Genomic DNA, 19,457 nt, shown 5'->3' with positions numbered 1-19,457 from the left:
CGGCGCATGCGTAAGGGCCCGTCCCCCTGGGGAGACGGGCCCTTACGTCTGGCGCTTTAGCCGCGGATCAGGTTGCGCAGCACGTACTGCATGATGCCGCCGTTGCGGTAGTAGTCCGCCTCGCCGGGGGTGTCGATGCGGACGACCGCGTCGAACTCGACACCGGTGTCGGTGGTGACCTTGACCGTGCTCGGGGTCGTGCCCTCGTTCAGCTCGGTGATACCGGCGATGGAGAAGGTCTCCTCGCCGGTCAGGCCGAGCGAGTCGGCCGACTGGCCGGCCGGGAACTGGAGCGGGAGGACGCCCATGCCGATGAGGTTCGAGCGGTGGATGCGCTCGTACGACTCGGTGATGACGGCCTTGACGCCGAGGAGCGCGGTGCCCTTGGCGGCCCAGTCGCGGGAGGAGCCGGAGCCGTACTCCTTGCCGCCCAGGATGACCAGCGGGGTGCCGGCGGCCTGGTAGTTCTGCGAGGCGTCGTAGATGAACGACACCGGGCCGTCGGCCTGGGTGAAGTCGCGGGTGAAGCCGCCCTCGGTGCCCGGCGCGATCTGGTTGCGCAGGCGGATGTTGGCGAAGGTACCGCGGATCATGACCTCGTGGTTGCCTCGGCGCGAGCCGTAGGAGTTGAAGTCACGACGCTCCACACCGTGCTCGGTGAGGTACTTGCCGGCCGGGGTGTCGGCCTTGATGGCGCCGGCCGGGGAGATGTGGTCGGTGGTGACCGAGTCGCCCAGCTTGGCCAGGACGCGGGCGCCGGCGATGTCGGTGACCGGGGTGGTCTCCATCGTCATGCCCTCGAAGTACGGGGGCTTGCGCACGTAGGTGGACTCGGCGTCCCACTCGAAGGTGTTGCCGGTCGGGATGGAGAGCGCCTGCCACTGGGCGTCGCCCGCGAAGACGTCCTGGTAGGACTTGTTGAACATGTCCTCGCCGATGGCGTTGGCGACGACGTCGTTGACCTCGGCCTCGGTCGGCCAGATGTCCGCGAGGTAGACCGGCTTGCCGTCCTGGTCCACGCCGAGGGCGTCCTTGGTGATGTCCACCTTCATGGAGCCCGCGATGGCGTACGCGACGACCAGCGGCGGGGAGGCCAGGTAGTTCATCTTGACGTCGGGGTTGATGCGGCCCTCGAAGTTGCGGTTGCCCGAGAGGACCGAGGTCACGGCCAGGTCGTGCTCGTTGACCGCCTTGGAGACCTCCTCCGGCAGCGGGCCGGAGTTGCCGATGCAGGTGGTGCAGCCGTAGCCGACGAGGTTGAAGCCGACCTTGTCGAGGTACGGGGTCAGGCCCGCCTTGTCGAAGTAGTCGGTGACGACCTTCGAGCCCGGGGCGAGGGTGGTCTTGACCCACGGCTTGCGGGTCAGGCCCTTCTCGGTGGCCTTCTTCGCGACGAGCGCGGCGGCGACCATCACGTACGGGTTCGACGTGTTGGTGCAGGAGGTGATCGCGGCGACGGTGACGGCGCCGTGGTCGATCGTGTACGTGGTGCCGTCGGGGGCGGTCACCTCGACCGGGTTCGACGGGACGCCGTTGGAGACGGCGGGGGCGTCGGAGGCCGGGAAGGACTCCTGGCCGGCCTCGTCGGCGGTGGCGACGTAGTTGCGCACGTCCTGGGCGAACTGCGCGGCGGCGTTCGCGAGGACGATGCGGTCCTGCGGGCGCTTCGGGCCGGCGATCGACGGGACGACGGTGGAGAGGTCGAGCTCCAGCTTCTCGGAGAAGTCGGGCTCGGCGGCCGGGTCGAGCCAGAGGCCCTGCTCCTTGGCGTACGCCTCGACGAGCGCGACCTGCTGCGCGGAGCGGCCGGTGAGCTTGAGGTAGTTCAGCGTCTCGCCGTCGATCGGGAAGACCGCGGCGGTGGAGCCGAACTCGGGCGACATGTTGCCGATGGTGGCGCGGTTCGCGAGGGAGGTGGCGGCGACGCCCTCACCGTAGAACTCGACGAACTTGCCGACGACGCCGTGCTTGCGCAGCATCTCGGTGATCGTGAGCACGAGGTCGGTGGCGGTGGTGCCGGCCGGGAGCTCGCCGGTCAGCTTGAAGCCGACGACGCGCGGGATCAGCATGGAGACCGGCTGGCCGAGCATGGCGGCCTCGGCCTCGATGCCGCCGACGCCCCAGCCGAGCACACCGAGGCCGTTGACCATGGTGGTGTGGGAGTCGGTGCCGACGAGGGTGTCGGGGTAGGCCTGGCCGTTGCGGACCATGACCGTGCGGGCCAGGTGCTCGATGTTCACCTGGTGGACGATGCCGGTGCCCGGGGGGACGACCTTGAAGTCGTCGAAGGCGGTCTGGCCCCAGCGCAGGAACTGGTAGCGCTCCTTGTTGCGGCCGTACTCCAGCTCGACGTTCTGCGCGAAGGCGTCGTTGGTGCCGAACTTGTCGGCGATGACGGAGTGGTCGATGACCATCTCGGCCGGGGAGAGCGGGTTGATCTTCGCCGGGTCACCGCCGAGGGCGGCGACGGCCTCGCGCATGGTGGCGAGGTCGACGACGCAGGGCACGCCGGTGAAGTCCTGCATGATCACGCGCGCCGGCGTGAACTGGATCTCCTGGCTCGGCTGGGCCTGGGAGTCCCAGTCGCCGAGCGCCCGGATGTGGTCGGCGGTGATGTTCGCGCCGTCCTCGGTGCGGAGCAGGTTCTCCAGGAGAACCTTCAGGCTGTAAGGCAGCCGGGCCGAGCCCTCGACCTTGTCCAGCTTGAAGATCTCGTACGACTCGTCACCCACGCGCAGCGTGGCGCGGGCGTCGAAGCTGTTCGCCGACACGACAGTCTCCTTCATATATGTGCGCGTTCCACCACATCCTGCCGCCACGTACACGTCGTCGATCCGCTAAGGTAAGGCTAAGTTAGGTAACCCTTACCGGGGTGGCGGCAGCGGTGCGCCTCGGCAGATATCTCGATGTCGAGATAACTCTAGTACATCACCGGCGGTCGGTCATGCCCGGCCGCGCTGTGGCGGACGTCGCAGCGAGGAAGCCTTCCACCGTCGCCGCGAAGCCCTCTGGGTCGTCGAGCCACGGATAGTGCCCCGCGTCCGGCTGGACGTGGAGCGTGGCGCCCGGAAAGAGGGCGGCGTACGCGGCCACCGTGACCGGCGGGCTGTTCAGGTCGCGGGCACCGGCGAGCAGCAGCACCGGACCGGGGAAGCCGGCGAGCGCGGCGCGGGTGGCGTCCGGGTCGAACGCGCCCTCGGCACCGAAGCCCGCGACGGCCTCGGGGTTGCCGGGCCGGGCCCGGTCGTGATGCCGCCGGGCGGCCTCGTCCCACCGGCCGTGGAGGAACGGGGCGATGGCCTCCCAGTCGCCCCCCTCCCCCGCGACGATCGCCTCCAAGGCGGCGAAGGCCGCCGGGAACCACGGCTCGCCCGCGCGCTCCAAGGCCAGCGCACGCCGGGTCTCGGCCGAGGTCTCGACCCCGACGGCCCGCGTCCCGGGCGTCACCAGGACCAGCCGGGCGACGCGGTGCGGATAGCGGGCGGCGTACCCGGCGGCGATGTCGGCGCCCGCGGAGTGGCCGAGCAGGTCGAAGCGGTCGAGGCCGAGGTGGCGGCGGAGCGCCTCGACGTCCTCGACCTGACGGTCGCAGCGGTACGAGGAGGGGTCGGCGGGCACGGCGGAGCGGCCCGTGCCGCGCAGGTCGGGGATCACCAGGGCGCGGCGGGCGGAGAGTCCGCCCAGGTCGCCGAGGTAGGCGGAGTCGGCGGGGCCGCCGGGGACACACAGGAGGGGGCCGCCGGAGCCGGTGCGGCGGTGGGCGAGACGGGTGCCGTCAGGGGCGGAGAAGGAAGCGGGAGGCGTACTCATAACCACGTTATATAACGGGGTTATGGATCCCGTCGAGGGGCGGGTATAACTGAGTCATGACGACGGGGAGCGACAAGGGCACGACGCCCGGCGGCCTGACCGAGCGGCAGGTCGCGGACCTGTTCGCGGAGATGAACGAGGTCATCCGGGCGGGCGAGGAGATGCGCAGGACGCGCGCCGGGATGATCCAGCTGTTCGCGGACGCGGGCTGGACGCAGGACCGTCTCGCGCGGCTCGCCGGGATGAGCCAGCCGGCCGTCTCCAAGCAGCTCGCCAAGCCGCGCACCGGCGAGCGGGCGGACCCGGCGGAGCCCGAGCCGGACGACGCGCCGTGGCTCGAAGGGCGCCTGTGGGGACTGGCCGAGGAGCTGTCGGAGGCGCTGGACGGCACGGCCCACTGCACCCGCCCGGCGCACGCGCTGGCGCGCGGCCGGAAGCGGTTCACGCCCCAGGACGTGGACGCGCTGCGCCGCCTGGTCGAGGCGGACCTCCGCGAGCGGGCGGCGGAACTGCCGGGCGCGTACCGGGAGGCGTACGACCGGATCGCCCGCGCGCTCGACACGCGCGGGCCGTCGGGCCCGTCCGGCGAGTCCGGCGGCCCCTCGGCGCGGCGTGCGCTGGCCCGCCGGATCCAGCGGGCCCGGCTGCGGGAGACGGAGTGACACGGGAGGACCGGACCGACCGGACACGCCGGGCCGAGGCGCCGTACGCATCGGGCCGACACGCCGCACACACCCGAATGATTGCCATAAAAGGTACATAGGAGGATGATCGGTCAAGCCGAGGTCTCACGGTCCGTCAGTGGCGGGCGGGTCTCGGGCGTGCCGGGAACGTGGGCCCGAACTCCCCCTCCACGGGGAGCGCGTCACCCACTCGCACACACCCCGTCACTCCGATGGCCCACCCTAACGAGAACGTCATCTCATATCTGAGATAACGTGACGGCATGGCAGACGACTACCTCGTACGCATCGGCAAGCTCATCCGTGACGCCCGCCAGCACCGTGGCTGGACGCAGACGCAGCTCGCCGAGGCGCTCGGCACCAGCCAGAGCGCCGTCAACCGGATCGAGCGCGGCAACCAGAACATCAGCCTTGAGATGATCGCCCGCATCGGCGAAGCCCTCGACAGCGAGATCGTCTCTCTCGGTTACGCCGGCCCGATGCACCTGCGGGTCGTCGGCCGCCGCCGCCTCTCCGGCGCCATCGACGTCAAGACCAGCAAGAACGCGTGCGTCGCGCTGCTCTGCGCCTCGCTCCTCAACAAGGGCCGCACGGTGCTGCGCCGGGTCGCCCGCATCGAGGAGGTCTTCCGGCTCCTGGAGGTCCTCAACTCCATCGGCGTCCGCACCCGCTGGATCAACGAGGGCGTCGACCTGGAGATCGTGCCGCCGGCCGAGCTGGACATGGAGTCGATCGACGCCGAGGCCGCGATCCGCACCCGCTCCATCATCATGTTCCTCGGCCCGCTGCTGCACCGCCTGGACCGCTTCAAGCTGCCGTACGCGGGCGGCTGCGACCTCGGCACCCGCACGATCGAGCCGCACATGATCGCGCTGCGCCGCTTCGGCCTCGACATCACGGCGACCGACAACCTCTACCACGCCCAGGTCGAGCGCTCGGTCTCCCCCGACCGCCCGATCGTGCTGACCGAGCGCGGCGACACCGTGACCGAGAACGCCCTGCTGGCCGCCGCCCGCCACGACGGCGTGACCGTCATCCGCAACGCCTCCTCCAACTACATGGTCCAGGACCTGTGCTTCTTCCTGGAGGCCCTAGGCGTCCGGGTCGACGGCATCGGCACCACCACGCTGACCGTGCACGGCGTCCCGCAGATCGACGTCGACGTCGACTACTCCCCCTCCGAGGACCCGGTCGAGGCGATGAGCCTGCTCGCCGCCGCCGTCGTCACGGAGTCCGAGCTGACGATTCGCCGGGTCCCGATCGAGTTCATGGAGATCGAGCTCGCCGTCCTGGAGGAGATGGGCCTCGACCACGACCGGTCCCCCGAGTACGCGGCGGACAACGGCCGCACCCGCCTGGTCGACCTGACGGTCCGCCCCTCCAAGCTGGAGGCGCCGATCGACAAGATCCACCCGATGCCCTTCCCGGGCCTCAACATCGACAACGTGCCCTTCTTCGCGGCCATCGCGGCCACGGCCCAGGGCAAGACCCTGATCCACGACTGGGTCTACGACAACCGCGCCATCTACCTCACCGACCTCAACCGCCTCGGCGGCCGCCTCCAGCTCCTGGACCCCCACCGCGTCCTGGTCGAGGGCCCCACCCGCTGGCGCGCCGCCGAGATGATGTGCCCGCCGGCCCTGCGCCCGGCCGTGGTCGTCCTCCTCGCGATGATGGCGGCGGAGGGCACCTCGGTGCTGCGCAACGTCTACGTGATCAACCGCGGCTACGAGGAGCTGGCGGAGCGGCTCAACTCGGTGGGGGCGCAGATCGAGATCTTCCGGGACATCTGAGCCGGGGCGTACGGCGGGAGGCCGTCGCGTCACCGCGCGGCGGCCCCCCGCCCTTCCCCGTCACTCGGGCCGGGCGTCGGCGGCGGGGCGCTCCTTTCGCTCCCCGCCCCGCCCGGACGTGTCCCGCTCCGTCTCCCGTTCCGCGAGCGGCAGCACGTACTCACCGGCGAGACGTGCCAGGTGCAGCGGAAGGGGCCGGGCGAGGGGCGGGTAGTCGTCGTGCTGCCGCAGCTGGTGTACCAGGGTCGCCCACTCCGCCGGCTGGTCGGAGGTCTGCCCCGCGCGCCCGGATTCCGCGAGCACCTTCTCCGACAGACAGCCGAGCACGGTGATCTCCAGCTGCCCCGGGTTCCAGGCCGTCTTCCCCGGGGCGGTCCGGTTCTTCGCCGTCGGCACCAGCTTCATCAGCCCCTTGGGGAGCTTCGCCGCGGTGTGGGGGCGGCTGGTCGTACTGGCGAAGACGCGGCTCTCCTCACCGGTCCCCCACACGCCCTCGGCGAATCCCACCTCGCCGCCGGAGTCGCGGGCGTACCACTCGGCCACCTCCTCACGGCCGTTCGCGTCGCGCACCCCCACCACGCGCAGGTCCTGCCCGTAAACCGTGTGGCGTTGGCCGGGTTCGGTGCCGAAGCCGAGGGTGTCACGGGCCAGCGCGCCGTTGCGCAGGTGCGGCCAGCACTGGCGGAGGTTCGCCAGATCCGTCAGAAGGAGCGTCGGCCGGTCGCGGAGCTGGAAGAGCAGGGTCCGGATCTGCCGCTCCACCTGCGGGACCTCCCCCACGGGCTCACGGGCCGCGGCGAGCAGCCGCAGCAGCTCCGGGTACGGAATCCACACCCCGCGCTCCCCGTCCCAGCCTTCGATGACGCCCAGTCCCGCGCCGGGGCGGACCCGCACGGCGACGACCCTGCGGACCGGCCGCCGGGTGGGGCCCTTCCTGGTGTGCCGGACGAACCAGAGGGCCGCGTACTGGAGGTCGCCCGGGATCCCGGCGCCCACCCGGTGGGCGGGCGGGCTGATGGCACCCAGCTGTCGGAACGCGTCCAGCACGGTCCACCGGGCCCGGTGCTCCCGCGCGCTGTCCTTGTCGTCGGACACGTTGACGAACTGGGTGAGCCACCCCTGCCGCGCCCAGGCGACGCGCAGCGCGTGCTTGGGGTCCGCGTCCGGAGCCGTCGCGAAGCGGTCCTTGCCCGCGATCTCCGCGATCACGATCCCGAGCCCGCCTTCAGGAGGGGCCGTGCGTTCCGCGACCAGCGCGCAGCGCCCGTCCACCGCCTCGGCGAACCTGACGCCCCTCGGCCGGCCGCGGTCCTTGGACACCGGCAGGGCATCGGCCAGCGCGCCCGCCGGGCGTGCCCGTACCAGGATCTCGATACCCTCCCCTCCACACCGCCAGTGCTCGTCGGAGTCCCGCTCCACTCTCTCGGCGGGACCGAACCCGACGAGCCTCGGCAGCTCGGCCAGGAGCGCGTCCCGCAGATCCTTGGACTGCCAGCGGATGTCCACCTCCAGCGGACGATCCCCCAGGGCGCGGGCCAGGGCGGCGCGGCGGTGGAGGGTCAGCCGCGCCTCGCGGGACTGCGGGTCGGCCTTGGTCCCCGAGCGGGGCAGCAGCGAGGGCGTGTTGCGCCGGGTGACCCTGACGAGGTCGGGCACCCTGCGCAGCACCGGGACCATGCCCTCCTCGACCCAGGCGTCGAGGTCCGCGCGTTCCCTCGGCAGCAGCCCGGGTCCCACCGGGTGCGGACCGAGCGTCGGGTGGTAGACGATGCCGACGGCCACCTCCCCCTGACCGTTGATCCAGCGCTCCGGGTGGGTGAGGACGTCCTCGGCCTCCGGATAGCGGCGCACGATGTCGAGATCCGGCAGCAGCGGCGCCGAGCTGTGCCGGCGCCAGGCGATCCGCTTCGCACGCCGGTCGTAGCCGAGGGTGTTGGCGGTGAGCCGGTAGCCGCGATCGGGGCCCTCAGGCCAGGGCAGCGGGGTGTCGAGGAGCACGGTCGCGCCGCCGAGCTGGTGCGGTCGCACGTCCACCTGGGTGGCCCACCGGCGGATCTGCGTCGAGACGTGGACGCGGAACCGGGAGGCGAACGGCACCGTGTGTACGGCGATGTTCAGGCAGGCCGAGTAGTACCAGGTCTTCTTGCGGTACTCGTAGCGCTGGGGCGGCCAGGAGACGAGCCGGGTCCCGCTGCCCGAGCTCTCGACCCGGAAGTGCAGCGTGGCGCCGCCCGTCCGGAACGGGCGGGCGGCCAGCCGGAAGGCGACCCACTCCGGAAGCAGGCCGTACAGCCGAGGCGCCGGTTCGGCGGTGCCGCCCGGCGACATGGCCGTCTCGGTGAGGTCGACACTCTCGGTGGCCCACTCCGGGAGGAGCGCCGGGACGGCCGGGTCCTCGGTCAGCAGCCTGGCTTCCAGCTCCGGGACGCCGCCCTCCTCCTCTGCCTCGATGCCGTCCTGGAAAAGCGCCGAGGCCCAGGTGCCGACCAGCGGGGCGAGCACGTCCGGCGGCACGGGCTCGCGGGCGTAGAGCCACGGGAGGCTGCCGTCCGCGCCCGCGTTGCGACCGGTCGCGATGACACCCGGCGCCATCGCCTGGAGGAGGGAATTGAGCCTGCGTACGGGGAGCCGGTCGGGGTGGTTCCCGTCCCCTTTCGCGGCGGCGTTGATCCGGGTGAGCTCGGCGTGCAGCTCCTCGCCGAGGCGGAGCACACGCAGGTCCTCACGCCACGGCCCGTGGCCCGGGTCGGGCTCGTACGCCGCGGAGCGGATGCTCGGGTACATGGTTCCTCCTAGCGGGTGGGGTGGGGTCGCTCGTCCTGGGGCTGTGCGTCGAGGCCGTGAAGGAGGCGGCTGAGCATCCGCCGGAGCGGCCCGTACAGGGCTCGGGCGATGTACTGCTCCTCGGCGGACTTGCCGGAGTCGTCGAAGTAGGGCTCCAGCACGGCGAGCACACTGTGCAGCAGGCTGGATTCGGGGGTGTCGGGCGCGTCGGACGGTCCGCCCAGGTTGGGCGCGAAGGCCACGTCGACGAAGACGACGTTGGCGGGCACGCCGCCGCGCAGCAGCCGTCCGATCACCTGCCACATCAGCACCATCAGGTCCCAGGTGACGCGTTCCCGCTCGTCCCCGAGACGGCTCCAGGCCATCGACCGCGCCAGCAGCTCATACCAGCGGGAGCGAGCGAGGCGCCGGACTTCCAGGGCGCCCTCCTCGACGGTGCGCCCCTCCCGCACCCAGGAGGCGAACGCCTCACCCGTGATGGCCCGGACGATCCAGTCGTTGATGGCGTGGACGGCCAGGTGCAGATCGTCGGGGTGGGGGTTGGGGCGGGCCAGGAAGTAGACGGTGCCGATGGCCGCTTCGTTCTCCTCGTTGAGGATGTTGTGCCCGCGCTCCACCGCGAGCAGCGGTGCGACAAGGACGTCCGCGCCGCTGTGCCAGAGGCTCTCGACATCCCCCCGGCGCAGGGACCGGGCTCGATGCGCGGAGGGCGTCTCGTCCTCGGGGGCGATGTCCTCATCGTCCGATACGAGGCAGATCACGCTGTCCTTCCAGCGGGAGTTGAGGTTGTGCAGGGTGTCGGCGACCACCCGGGCCTCGGTGTAGCTGCCGACCAGGAGGAGGATCTTGGCCCGTTCGGCCGGAAGGTTCAGCAGCTCGACCTGGAGGGGGCCGCCGTTGGGCGCGTCGTCCTCGCTCTGTCCCAGGTGACGGGCGATGCGCCGCAGCTTCTCCGGCCGCTCGTCGGCATCGCTTCCGGACAGGCGCAGATAGGCGTCGCCGTCCTTGATGAACTCGAACCGCATCCTGCTCTCGGACGCGATGCGTTCGGTGAGCTCCCGCGACGGCTCGATGATCGCGCCGACGGGGACGCGGACGTGGTAGCGGCTGGACGCGCCGGCCCAGCTGCTCCCGGACATGAGGAGCAGCTGGGTACCGGGGCGCCCGTCCACGGAGGCGAGGTGCGGGATGGCGCGCAGCAGTTCACGGCCGACGCCGCTGCAGCGGAAGAAGCTGAGCTCGCCGCTGCGGACGCCGCCCTCGTCCTCGCCGGCGACCTGGAACTGGAATCCCAGGACATTGCCCATGGGGGCCTCCGGGACCATGGGACCGTAGTCGTCCGGGCGCCGGTACATCTCGTTGAAGCGCAGGTTGAGAGCGGACTCGACCCGCGGCCACATTGCGTTGATCATGGCGAGCCGCGGTTCGAGCGCGCTGACGAGCAGCGTGAACTCGAACTGCTTGGCGAGCTCCCTCCGCCACTCCTCCGGGGACTTCGGGCGCTTCTTCGCACGGCTCTTCCCGCCTTCGGTCTCGGGTGTGCGCCTGCGGGACTCCTTCTGTTCGCGCTCCCATACGGCCAGTTCCTCTTCGTACGTCCGCCGACGCGACTCCATGTACGTGTCGTCCAGCCGGAGCACGTCGTTCATGACCCGGACCAGGTGCCGCCGGGTGTTCTCGGGGTTGCCCGTGTGCAGCACCTCGTTGAGCAGGGCGGTGATCCGGCCGAAGTCCTCGTCCGTCCTGCGCGCCCGGTCGCCGAAGGGGTTGTCACGGAACGCGTCGAGGAGCCGGCCCAGCGCCTCCCGGGGCCCGTGGTTCTCATGCTCGGGGCCGCTGTCCTCGGGAAGCGGGTAGCGCTGGTCGAGCAGGCCGATCTGCAGGGTCCAGGAGCTGAAGTACCCGGTGCGGACCCAGCAGCGCAGGTCGTAGTCGGACACGAGCATGGCGTAGAGCCGGTCGGTCGCGGAGGCGGCGGTGTTGAGGGCGGCCGAGAACGTCTCGACGTCACGCTCGGAGAGCTGTGTGCGCCCGCTGGCCGCGAGTTCGCGGATCTTGTGCCTGGCGAGTACGTCGATGAGGCCCTTGTCCTCGCCGCTGACGAGGACCGCGGCCGGCGCGAAGATCTGGTCCAGCTGCATCTGCACCCGGTCCGCCTCGTCGATGATCATGAGGTCGCTGCGCCGGGAGGCGAGTTCTAGGTAGCGGATGCGCTCGCCGTTCTGGGGGCGTGGCGGTGCGGCGTCGATCAGGCCGCCGGGGGTGGTGACCCAGACGCGCGCGCCGACCATGGCCCGGGATCCGTGGTGCCGGGGGCAGGCGGACCAGTACGGGCAGCTGCTCGGGCTCTCCTGCCAGGCGGGTTCGCTCTTTCCGTTGCCGGTGCGGCCCGGCTTCGGCGGCGGCCTGAGCCGGACGCAGGGTGACTCGCCGAACGCCAGCGGCTCCGTGGCCGGCGAGGCTTCCTCTCGCAGGGTGTTCAGGACGCAGGAGGTCCCCAGGTAGGCGAAGCCGGGGTCGTCGTGGGCGAGCAGTCGGTGTTCGCCGCGTCCGGCCAGTCGGCGGTGCAGCCGTTGGGCGTGCCGTTCGCGCCCGGAGTAGCCGAGCACGGGGGCCGCGGCGCCGTCGGTGTAGAGGTTGTACGTCTCGACCAGCTTGAGCACCTCCGCGACATCGGTGACGACGATGGTGGTGCTCAGCCCCAGCCCTGCCAGGTGGACGGCGATGACGTCGCGCAGCGTGCTCTTGCCCGCGCCCACCATGCCCAGCAGATGCTGGATCCCGTCGATGGTGAACTCGAAATCGCGGACTTTCCGGAAGACCCCGTTCTCGTTGACGGACAGCTCGAACGCCCCGAGCCGGTCCACCCATCGCGGCGGCTTCGTCCCCCCGGTGGCCGCGTACTTCGCGTCCATGTCGGCGGCGGTGTGCTCCAGGTCCTTCCTGGTGAAGACCAGCGGTGCGCCTCCGCCGGCGGGGACGCGGTCCAGGTCGTGGGCGACGAGGGGTGTGTGGGGGACGGCGGGCAGGTCCACCACGGCCAGGGAGCGGCTGACGGTGAACGCGTGCCGCCCCGGGCCGGCGACCGGAAGCCGTTGGCCCGCCAGCGGCGGGGCTGTCCTCAGCAGCCGGTCGTAGACGTCGAACCGGCCCTCCGCGACCGAGAACTCCTGCCGGACCGCCGGAGCCTCGGTGTCCGGGACGTCGAAGGCGCGCACCCGGGCGTCGAGCAGCTGGTACCGGTCCAGGGCCTCGCGCCAGGCCCGTCCCCTGCGCACCGTCCACAGGGAGTACCGGGCGACGCGGAGCGTCTTCTCGGCGTCCGGAGGCAGCGGCGTGCCGAACGCCTCGGCGAACGCGTATCCGCTGAAGAGCACCCAGGCGCTGCCCGCGGGATCCTCCGGAAGCAGTCGCCGCTGGAGGTGCAGGCCGAGTTCCACCTGGCAGAGCGCTTCCAGAGCCGGTCGTTTGACCGACTTCCCGAGAAGACCCTGGAGTTCGCTCAGTACGTCGTTCAGGGGTGGTGTGATGCTACGCACTGGTGGTCCCTTCCTTGAGGTGGCGCACGATCACGTCGGGGGCGCTCGGCACCAGCCGGTCCCTCAGCGATTCGGGCAGGGCGGCGGTGAAGGCGGCGCGGTATCCGGGCTGTTCGGCGAGACGCGCGGGCACCGCGACGAGGGTGCGGTCGGCGAGCGGCGGACCGGCGGCGAGCCGGGCCGCGAGCAGACCGGGCTGGAGGCGGTCGTAGACCCGTACGACTGTGGTGCCGGGCCTCCCGTCCCGGACACGGAAGGCGGACAGGTGCTCCGGTACCGCCTCGTGGGCGTAGCCAGCGTCGTCGAGCCGGTTCAGGACGTCCTTCTCGGTCGGGTACGGCAGGGTGAGGAAGACGCGCAGGGAACGGCGGAGCAGCAAGGTCCGGTCGGGTGCCCGGACCGGCTTCAGCGCCGCGTCCCGCGGGCAGTCGTCCCCCTCGCACCAGACCTCGCCGCGGGGCGCGGTCGGTCCCGCCGGAACGGCGGCCCGGCCGGCGGGGAGGGCGGGAAGACGGCAGACAGGGCAGCACGGGAGGACCCCCTCGACGAACGAGAACTCCGGTACGGGCCGGTAGAGCTCCTTGATCAGGTCCCACACGACCCTGTTCCAGCCGGACGTCCGGCGAAGCCTGTCGTCCTGGTCGACCACCGGGTTCTCCGCCAGGAACGCCCGGCAGCGCCGGAACCTCGCGGCCGACCGGCTCCGCGCCTCCAGGTCGTACAGCAGGCCGCGCGCCTGCGTCGCGAGCCCCTGAGGGCCGTGGGCCGCCAGTTCGAGGCAGGTGCGGGTGGGCATCCGGCCGTACGGGTCGACCAGCGTCGCGTCCGGGGCGACGAGGGAGCCGGGGACCTTGAAAACCGGGTCGTCCGCCGTCCTGTACCGGCACCACTCCCACAGTTCGGGGAGGCTCTTCGGCGGTGCCTCCCCGATGTGGAGGCAGTGCGCCACCATGCGGTCCAGCGCGCGCTGGGCGATCACCGGGTAGGGCAGGGTGAACGCGCGCAGCCCTCCCACCTCGGAGAGGGCCGTCACCACGCGGGCGAGCTCCTGGAAGAGCTCGGCGCCCGACGAGCCCGCCGCGCCCTCGGGGTCACCGGGGCGGCCGAAACCGTCCGTCTTCACGCGGCGACCTCCCGGACGGCCGCCGAACACCAGCGGGCCGTCTCGCACCGGGCGCAGGCTCGGCCGGGGGCGGGCGCGTACGCGTCGTCCTGGTGCCAGTCGGCGACCATCGTCCGCAGGACCTCCTTCGCGGCGGCCCGGTGGGTGGGCGCGAAGGGGTCGATGACCTCCAGGTCCGCGCCGCCGGGGCGCAGGACCTCCAGTTCCACCCTGGCCCGCGCGGGCTCGCCTCCCAGATCGCCGCGCGCCACGAGCAACACAGCCAGGGCGAGTTGGGGATATCGCTCCAGTAGAGGCCGACTCGAACGCCACTCCGTGGCACTCGACTTGGTCTCGCGCCACACCCATGAGCCGGCGTCCCGGTAGAGCAGATCGGGCGCGGCCATCACCACGACGTCGGCTGCCGGGTCGTAGCGGACCACCCGGGGTTCGGCACGGACGTCCGTGCCGTCCTTCACGCACCGCATCGGGCAGACGGCGGCGTGGCGGCGCAACAGCGCTGCTCCCAGCGCGCGTTCGTGGTCGGGGAGCTCGAAACCCGCCGGCACCCACTCCTCCGGGACCTCGACCGTGCACGGCAGGACCGAGCCGTGGCATTGGGCGAGGTACGCGTGCAGCGCCCGGCCCCGTTCCGCCGTGGCGTCCCGCTCGACGGCGTCGATCGTCGGCAGGTGCAACCGGCGCATGTGGTCGCGGGCGGGACAGGCCACGTAGTTGCGCCCGTTGGTGACGGACCAGGTACGCCTGGGCCGCCCCTTCGCCTCGACTCCCAGCAGTCCGGGAGCGGTGCGAAGCGCCGGGCACACGCCCAGGAACGGACATTCCGCGCAGGAGCCGCTCGGCCGGAACTCCCGTCCGTTCAGGATCTCCGAGAGCCCCCCGGGACCGTGCTGCCGATAGAGGGCGACGGCCTGCGTGCGACTCCCTTCGAAGAGCTCCCGCGTGCGCCCGTCGAGGAGCGCGAACTCCACGATCCTCACGCGCTGCGGCCTCGGGCCCGGATCGCCCTCCGCGAGGACGAGCGCCGCCGCCGCGATGAACCCCTCGGGCGGCGGATCCTCGCCGAGCCGGTGTACCGGCAGGCGCAGTTCACGCAGCGCCCCATCGGGAGAGGCCAGGCACCTGCCCCACACCGTGAACCGGTACTCCTCCGCGTTGAGCGCCTCCGCGCCCGTCGCCCGGTAGCGATACGTCCACCGCTCGGCCACCTCGTCCAGGGGGTGCGCCGGGTCTGCGGGGAATGCCGTCTCGTAGAGGGCGAGCCCGTGCTCGGTCCAGGCCCGCAGCCCCTCGTGCGCCGGGGCCTCGGGCGCCCCGCTCCCGCCTGCGGCAATGGTGCGGTTCCGCGCGTCGTGGGCGTCCATGAAGGGCCCGAGCGTGAAGTGCCGGAGCCGCTCGCCGCGGCGCGGCAGCGGCACCACCGGCCGGTAGCCGCGCGCCTTGAGAGCGTCCTTGGCAGGGCAGCGGAAGTCGCCCCCCTTGAACATCCCGATGGATACCGTGATCGTCTGGGACGTACGGCGCACCCCTTCCGGGGGCAGCCACGGTTGTGACATGGGTTCTCCTTTCACCACATACGAGAAACCGGCCCTGTACGGGGCCGGCTGGCGGAGGCGTCATGAGCGAGATCGATGAGATCGGGAACGTCGAGAAGCGCTACGAGATCGAGAACTTCCTCGACGAGGGAGCCAATGGAGCGGCCCACGTCGGCTACCGCCTGGGCGACGGCGCCAAGGTGCTGGTGAAGGCACAGCACTCCTGGCGGATCGGGAAGCTCAGCTACCACCAGGGCGCGGGAGAGGACCTGATCCGAGAGGGTGAGATCATGCACGAACTGAGGGGGATTCCCGGAATCCCCCGCCTTCTCGCGACCGGCACGCTCAACGGAGACCGATGCCTGGTCATGGAGTTCATCGAAGGCCGTCCTCTGCGGAACGCCATGGCGGGCAAGCAGCCGATCAAGCACCCCGGCACGACCGCATCGATCATCGGACAGCTCTGCGAGATCCTGTGGCGGGTGCACGAGAAAAAGTTCGTGCACTGCGACCTGAAGCCCGAGAACATCATGGTGGAGCCAGACGGCCGCCTCCGCCTGATCGATATGGGACTGACAGTCCCATTCGACGAGCCGACCAACGGCGAACACGGCACCCCCGGATACGCGTCGGACGCGCAGCACGAGCCCAGTGACGGGCTGACCCCGCAGGACGACATCTTCGGACTCGGCTGCATCCTGCTGGAGATGACCGTCATGCGCCTGCCCTACGGGGGCACGGAGAAGCGAGTCGAGCGCGGCTATCCCGTGCTGCCGCCGGACCGGCTCGCCGCCGTACCCGAGGAGTTCCGTGACCTCGCGCTCCGTATGGTGGCCTGGGACGCCGCGGACCGCCCGCGCGACGTGCGCGAGGTGATGGAGGGGATCCGGCCTCACCTTCCCACGCCCGGATCGGCCGCCTCTCCTGGGATGCTGCGCCCCGACCCCACGGAGTACTACCGCACCCGCTCACCGTGGTTGTGACGCCTCGTCCCAGGCCGTAGGGCGTCACCTCAGCTGCTCCAGCCGGTCCCGGACCTCCTGCACGTCCGCGCCCTCGATCCGCTCGCGCAGCACGTGGACCCGCTCGAACTCCGCGATCGCCTCCGGGACGCGCCCGACGGTCACCAGGACCTCGGCGAAGAGGAACCGCGCCTTGTCCTCGTCGGTCCACTGCTCCCGTTCCCGGTAGATGTCGCAGGCCTCCCGGTAGCAGCGGATGCCCTCGTCCCGCTGCTCGCAGGCGAGATGCACCTTGGCCAGCGTGAAGAGGATGTCGGCCAGGCCCCGGCGCTCCTCCGTCCGCTCGATCACCTGGAGGGCGTCCACGCACCGTCCCCGCGCCTCGCCGTACTCGCCCCGGTCGAGGTGGACCGCGCCGATCCCGTTCAGGGCCGCCGCCTGCCCTACCGGCTCGTCCAGCTCCCGGTAGGACTCAAGGGCTTGGCGGAAGTGCTCCTCGGCCGGCTCCGTCTTCTGCTGTTTCCGGAGGTTGAGCGCCATGGTGTAGAGAGACCGGGCCAGGCTCAGCCTCCCCTGTTCGCTCTCATCCGCCCGGCTGAGGAGGATCGCTCGGGTCAGATCGGTGGCGGCCCTGTCGTAGAGCCCGTGGCGCCATCTCGTCCCCGCCAGCATCCGGCAGACCATGGCTTCATCAACCGGGGAGGCCACCCGCTCCGCGGCGACGCGGGCCTCCTGGAGACCGCACAGCGCGTCGTCCAGGTACCGGCGGTTCCACTGGTAGGTGACCATGACCATCGGCAGCAGCCACACATAGCGGTCCATGCCGCGCGCCGTCGCCAGCGCGAGGCACCGTTTGATGGTCTCCCGCTCCTCGTCCAGCCAGACCCTCGCCGCGTCCGGCGAGGAGAATTCGGCCACCGTCACGCCCTCGGGATCTCCGAGGGGCAACTCACGCTGCGAGTCCAGAACCCTGTCGCAGGCGCGGGCGTTGTGCAGCAGGTGCTCCATGCTCCGGTGCACGGTGGCTTGCTCCAGGGCCGCGGCCTCCTCCGGCGGGAGCGGGTTCACGTCATACCGGGCGAACACACGAACCAGGTCGTGCAGGCGGTACCGTCCGGACTGTTTGATCACCAGACTGGCCGCGACCAGATCCCGCAACGCGCGCTCCGTGCGCATCCCTCGTACGGCCGCGCCCATGTCCATCGCGGCCTGCCACGACATGCTGGGCCCGGGGTGCACCGCGATCTGCCACAGCAACACCCGCGCCTCCTCGCTCAGCACCCGTACGGAACAGTGCAGGGCGGCACGCACCGACAGCTCGTCTTCCGGATAGTCCAGCCCGTCCAACCTCCGCCGCTCCTCCTGAAGTTCCCTCACCAGATCCCGGATGGCGCTCAGCGGGCGATCGGCGAGGCGCCGCTCCACGATGGTCAGAGCCAGCGGCAGGTTCCTGCAGAATCTGATCAGATCCTGGAAAGGCTTCTGGTAAAGCTTCCGGTCCTTCTCGGGAACCTTCTCCTGAAGCACCCGCAGCGCGGCCTCGTCCGACAGCGGCTCCACCGTGTACATGTGCACATCAGGGCCGGTCACGCCGCACAGCGCGTCCCGGCTGGTGATGATCACGACGCAGGCACCGGCGCCCGGCAGCAGAGGCAGCACCTGCTTGGCGTTGAACGCGTTGTCGAAGAAGAGGAGGGCCGACCGGGAGGCCAAGGCAGTGCGCAGAGCCTTGACCTTGCCGTCCAGACCCTCCACCGTGGAGTGCGGCAAAAGGGCAGCCAGGAGGTCGTTCAGAACATGCTCCGGGTCCGTGGGCGACGTGCCCTCGGTGAACCCGTTCAGCTCGGCGTGGAGACATCCGCCCGGAAAACGTCGCCTGATCCGGTGCGCGACATGCAGGGCCAGCACGCTCTTGCCCACGCCCGCCATTCCGCTGAGTACGATCACCGCCGTCCTGCCGGCGTCCCGTGCCGCGAGAGCGGTCTCTTCCAGCTCGTGGATCAGGTCCTCCCGTCCGAGCGGGATTCGCTCCTCACGGGGCAGTTCGTCCGGAACCCAGAGTGAGAACGGCCCTCCCGTCAGGGGTGCCTTACGGATCCAATCGATGACGGGCTGAAGCCTCTCGTCTTCGAGCGGATCCCCGTAGAGACGCTCCCATCCGGTGACGACCTTGTCGAGCTGCGGCTTGGACATGTCCCGACCATGCGCGAGCAGGTAGAACCGGCGGATCTCGGCATACTCGGGTGAGCGTTCGTACCACTCCTTGGACGCTTCACGAAGGAACTCGCCCTCCCGCGCCTCCTCCGCCGCCCGCATCAGTTCGCACGCGACCGCGGTGCGCTCCGCGCGCATCCGCTCCCTGGTCACCTGCAGACCGCTCGCCGCGAGACCGTAGAACGGATCGTCGCCCGACCACTCGTCCGAGGCGGCGCGAAGGAGCCTGAACCGCTCAGGAGCGGACTTCAGGTCGCGAGCCCGTCGCCAGCCCTCCAGGAACCTCAGGTAGTCCACGTTTCCGGGCGGCAGCCGCAAGGTACAGAGCTTCGACTTGCCGGCGTGCGGCACGCACTCGTCGCCCAGCAGCGTGCGGAGCCCTTTGACGGTCGTGTTCAGGCTCGTGGTGGCCTTCTTCTCGTCCCCGCCCGGCCACAGGGCGTCCATGAGCTCCTCCCGGCCGCACTGGAGCCCCCTCGACGTGACCAGAAGGGCGAGCAGGGCGCCCACCTTCGTCCTCAACACATGCTTTCTGTCCGCCACTTCAACCGTGATCGGACCCAGCACACGCACACTCGCCAACCGATCCTCCGCACGCCTCTCCTGACAGGCCGACCCCAACGGCCCGATGCGATGTCCCTGAACCGTGCGCATCGGCGGCCTCCTTCACACACCGATGCTCCTTCGCGCCCCCGGCTCTCAGTTATCGCTCAGTTTCGCCTCTGCGGGGCCTCGGCCCTCGGGGGCACGATGTGACTCAGCCGCTCACCAAAGAGTGAGAGAACGGCAGGATCCCCATCAGAAAGGACCACTGCGTCATGGCCAACCGCCCCCGCAGCCGACGGCTGAGCCGCCTCCGTCTGTCGCCCGGCTTCCCGCCCACCCGCCGGCGGCGGACGCCCGACCCGGTCGAGGGGACGACCCCGGCGACCCCGCGCGCCGAGACCCCCGACGCCTCGAACACCGACACCGTCTAAGGCTCACCGCCCCGAGGGCGCCCTCCCCGGGCGCCCT

Annotated in this window: 11 protein-coding genes; 4 read left to right on the top strand and 7 right to left on the bottom strand. The window is 71.0% G+C overall.

Translation table 11 applies throughout. The features are described from left to right. Positions 1-56: 56 nt before the first annotated feature. Both acnA and ACZ6J5_RS15980 read right to left on the bottom strand, forming a co-directional pair. Positions 57-2,771: an aconitate hydratase AcnA gene (gene acnA, locus ACZ6J5_RS15985; RefSeq protein WP_469391780.1), complete on the bottom strand. Its 2,715-nt coding sequence runs from the start codon at positions 2,769-2,771 to the stop codon at positions 57-59. Between the two features lie 157 nt (positions 2,772-2,928). Next, entirely contained in the window at positions 2,929-3,810 is an 882-nt protein-coding gene (locus ACZ6J5_RS15980; protein WP_469391779.1) for an alpha/beta fold hydrolase, read from the bottom strand. A 56-nt stretch (positions 3,811-3,866) separates the two neighbouring features. Here ACZ6J5_RS15980 and ACZ6J5_RS15975 point away from each other — a divergent pair, with 56 nt between their 5' ends. Further along, positions 3,867-4,472, top strand: a complete 606-nt coding sequence (locus ACZ6J5_RS15975; RefSeq protein ID WP_469391777.1) for a sigma-70 family RNA polymerase sigma factor — start codon at positions 3,867-3,869, stop codon at positions 4,470-4,472. A gap of 284 nt (positions 4,473-4,756) precedes the next feature. Further along, the gene (locus ACZ6J5_RS15970) at positions 4,757-6,286 is read left to right on the top strand and encodes a helix-turn-helix domain-containing protein (RefSeq protein ID WP_351661050.1); all 1,530 of its coding nucleotides are present in this window, start codon (positions 4,757-4,759) and stop codon (positions 6,284-6,286) included. 60 nt (positions 6,287-6,346) lie between these two features. Here the strand turns inward: ACZ6J5_RS15970 and ACZ6J5_RS15965 are convergent, their stop codons facing one another. Genes ACZ6J5_RS15965 through ACZ6J5_RS15950 form a run of 4 tightly spaced genes read right to left on the bottom strand, consistent with a single transcriptional unit; the run spans position 6,347 to position 15,288 of the window. Then, the gene (locus ACZ6J5_RS15965; RefSeq protein ID WP_469391775.1) at positions 6,347-9,070 is read right to left on the bottom strand and encodes a pPIWI_RE module domain-containing protein; all 2,724 of its coding nucleotides are present in this window, start codon (positions 9,068-9,070) and stop codon (positions 6,347-6,349) included. An 8-nt stretch (positions 9,071-9,078) separates the two neighbouring features. Then, on the bottom strand, positions 9,079-12,609 hold the full coding sequence (locus tag ACZ6J5_RS15960) for a pPIWI_RE_Z domain-containing protein (protein WP_469391773.1): 3,531 nt from the start codon (positions 12,607-12,609) through the stop codon (positions 9,079-9,081). Continuing rightward, a complete protein-coding gene (locus ACZ6J5_RS15955; RefSeq protein WP_469391771.1) occupies positions 12,602-13,732 on the bottom strand; it encodes a pPIWI_RE_Y domain-containing protein in 1,131 nt (376 codons plus the stop codon). Before ACZ6J5_RS15955 ends, ACZ6J5_RS15960 begins: the two co-directional genes overlap by 8 nt. Continuing rightward, the gene (locus tag ACZ6J5_RS15950) at positions 13,729-15,288 is read right to left on the bottom strand and encodes a PD-(D/E)XK nuclease family protein (RefSeq protein WP_469391770.1); all 1,560 of its coding nucleotides are present in this window, start codon (positions 15,286-15,288) and stop codon (positions 13,729-13,731) included. The genes ACZ6J5_RS15955 and ACZ6J5_RS15950 overlap by 4 nt, the downstream gene beginning before the upstream one ends. Before the next feature lie 62 nt (positions 15,289-15,350). On the opposite strand from ACZ6J5_RS15950, the gene ACZ6J5_RS15945 reads away from it, so the two are divergent. After that, the gene (locus ACZ6J5_RS15945) at positions 15,351-16,250 is read left to right on the top strand and encodes a serine/threonine protein kinase (protein WP_469391768.1); all 900 of its coding nucleotides are present in this window, start codon (positions 15,351-15,353) and stop codon (positions 16,248-16,250) included. Between the two features lie 24 nt (positions 16,251-16,274). Here ACZ6J5_RS15945 and ACZ6J5_RS15940 read toward each other — a convergent pair whose 3' ends face one another. Beyond that, positions 16,275-19,097, bottom strand: a complete 2,823-nt coding sequence (locus ACZ6J5_RS15940; RefSeq protein ID WP_469391758.1) for an AfsR/SARP family transcriptional regulator — start codon at positions 19,095-19,097, stop codon at positions 16,275-16,277. A gap of 164 nt (positions 19,098-19,261) precedes the next feature. Between ACZ6J5_RS15940 and ACZ6J5_RS15935 the strand changes: the two genes are divergently transcribed. After that, positions 19,262-19,420 (top strand): hypothetical protein, encoded by a 159-nt coding sequence (locus tag ACZ6J5_RS15935; protein ID WP_469391756.1) that lies wholly within the window; start codon positions 19,262-19,264, stop codon positions 19,418-19,420. Positions 19,421-19,457: the final 37 nt, after the last annotated feature.

The organism is Streptomyces sp. NPDC042100, from assembly GCF_055582325.1.
This window is presented reverse-complemented; position numbering and strand designations above follow the sequence as displayed.

Excerpts from the sequence above, each read along its gene's own strand:
- ACZ6J5_RS15980 (WP_469391779.1), bottom strand. The coding sequence starts at position 3,810 with ATGAGTACGCCTCCCGCTTCCTTCTCCGCCCCTGACGGCACCCGTCTC.
- ACZ6J5_RS15975 (WP_469391777.1), top strand. The coding sequence starts at position 3,867 with ATGACGACGGGGAGCGACAAGGGCACGACGCCCGGCGGCCTGACCGAG.
- ACZ6J5_RS15970 (WP_351661050.1), top strand. The coding sequence starts at position 4,757 with ATGGCAGACGACTACCTCGTACGCATCGGCAAGCTCATCCGTGACGCC.
- ACZ6J5_RS15965 (WP_469391775.1), bottom strand. The coding sequence starts at position 9,070 with ATGTACCCGAGCATCCGCTCCGCGGCGTACGAGCCCGACCCGGGCCAC.
- ACZ6J5_RS15950 (WP_469391770.1), bottom strand. The coding sequence starts at position 15,288 with ATGTCACAACCGTGGCTGCCCCCGGAAGGGGTGCGCCGTACGTCCCAG.
- ACZ6J5_RS15945 (WP_469391768.1), top strand. The coding sequence starts at position 15,351 with ATGAGCGAGATCGATGAGATCGGGAACGTCGAGAAGCGCTACGAGATC.
- ACZ6J5_RS15940 (WP_469391758.1), bottom strand. The coding sequence starts at position 19,097 with ATGCGCACGGTTCAGGGACATCGCATCGGGCCGTTGGGGTCGGCCTGT.
- ACZ6J5_RS15935 (WP_469391756.1), top strand. The coding sequence starts at position 19,262 with ATGGCCAACCGCCCCCGCAGCCGACGGCTGAGCCGCCTCCGTCTGTCG.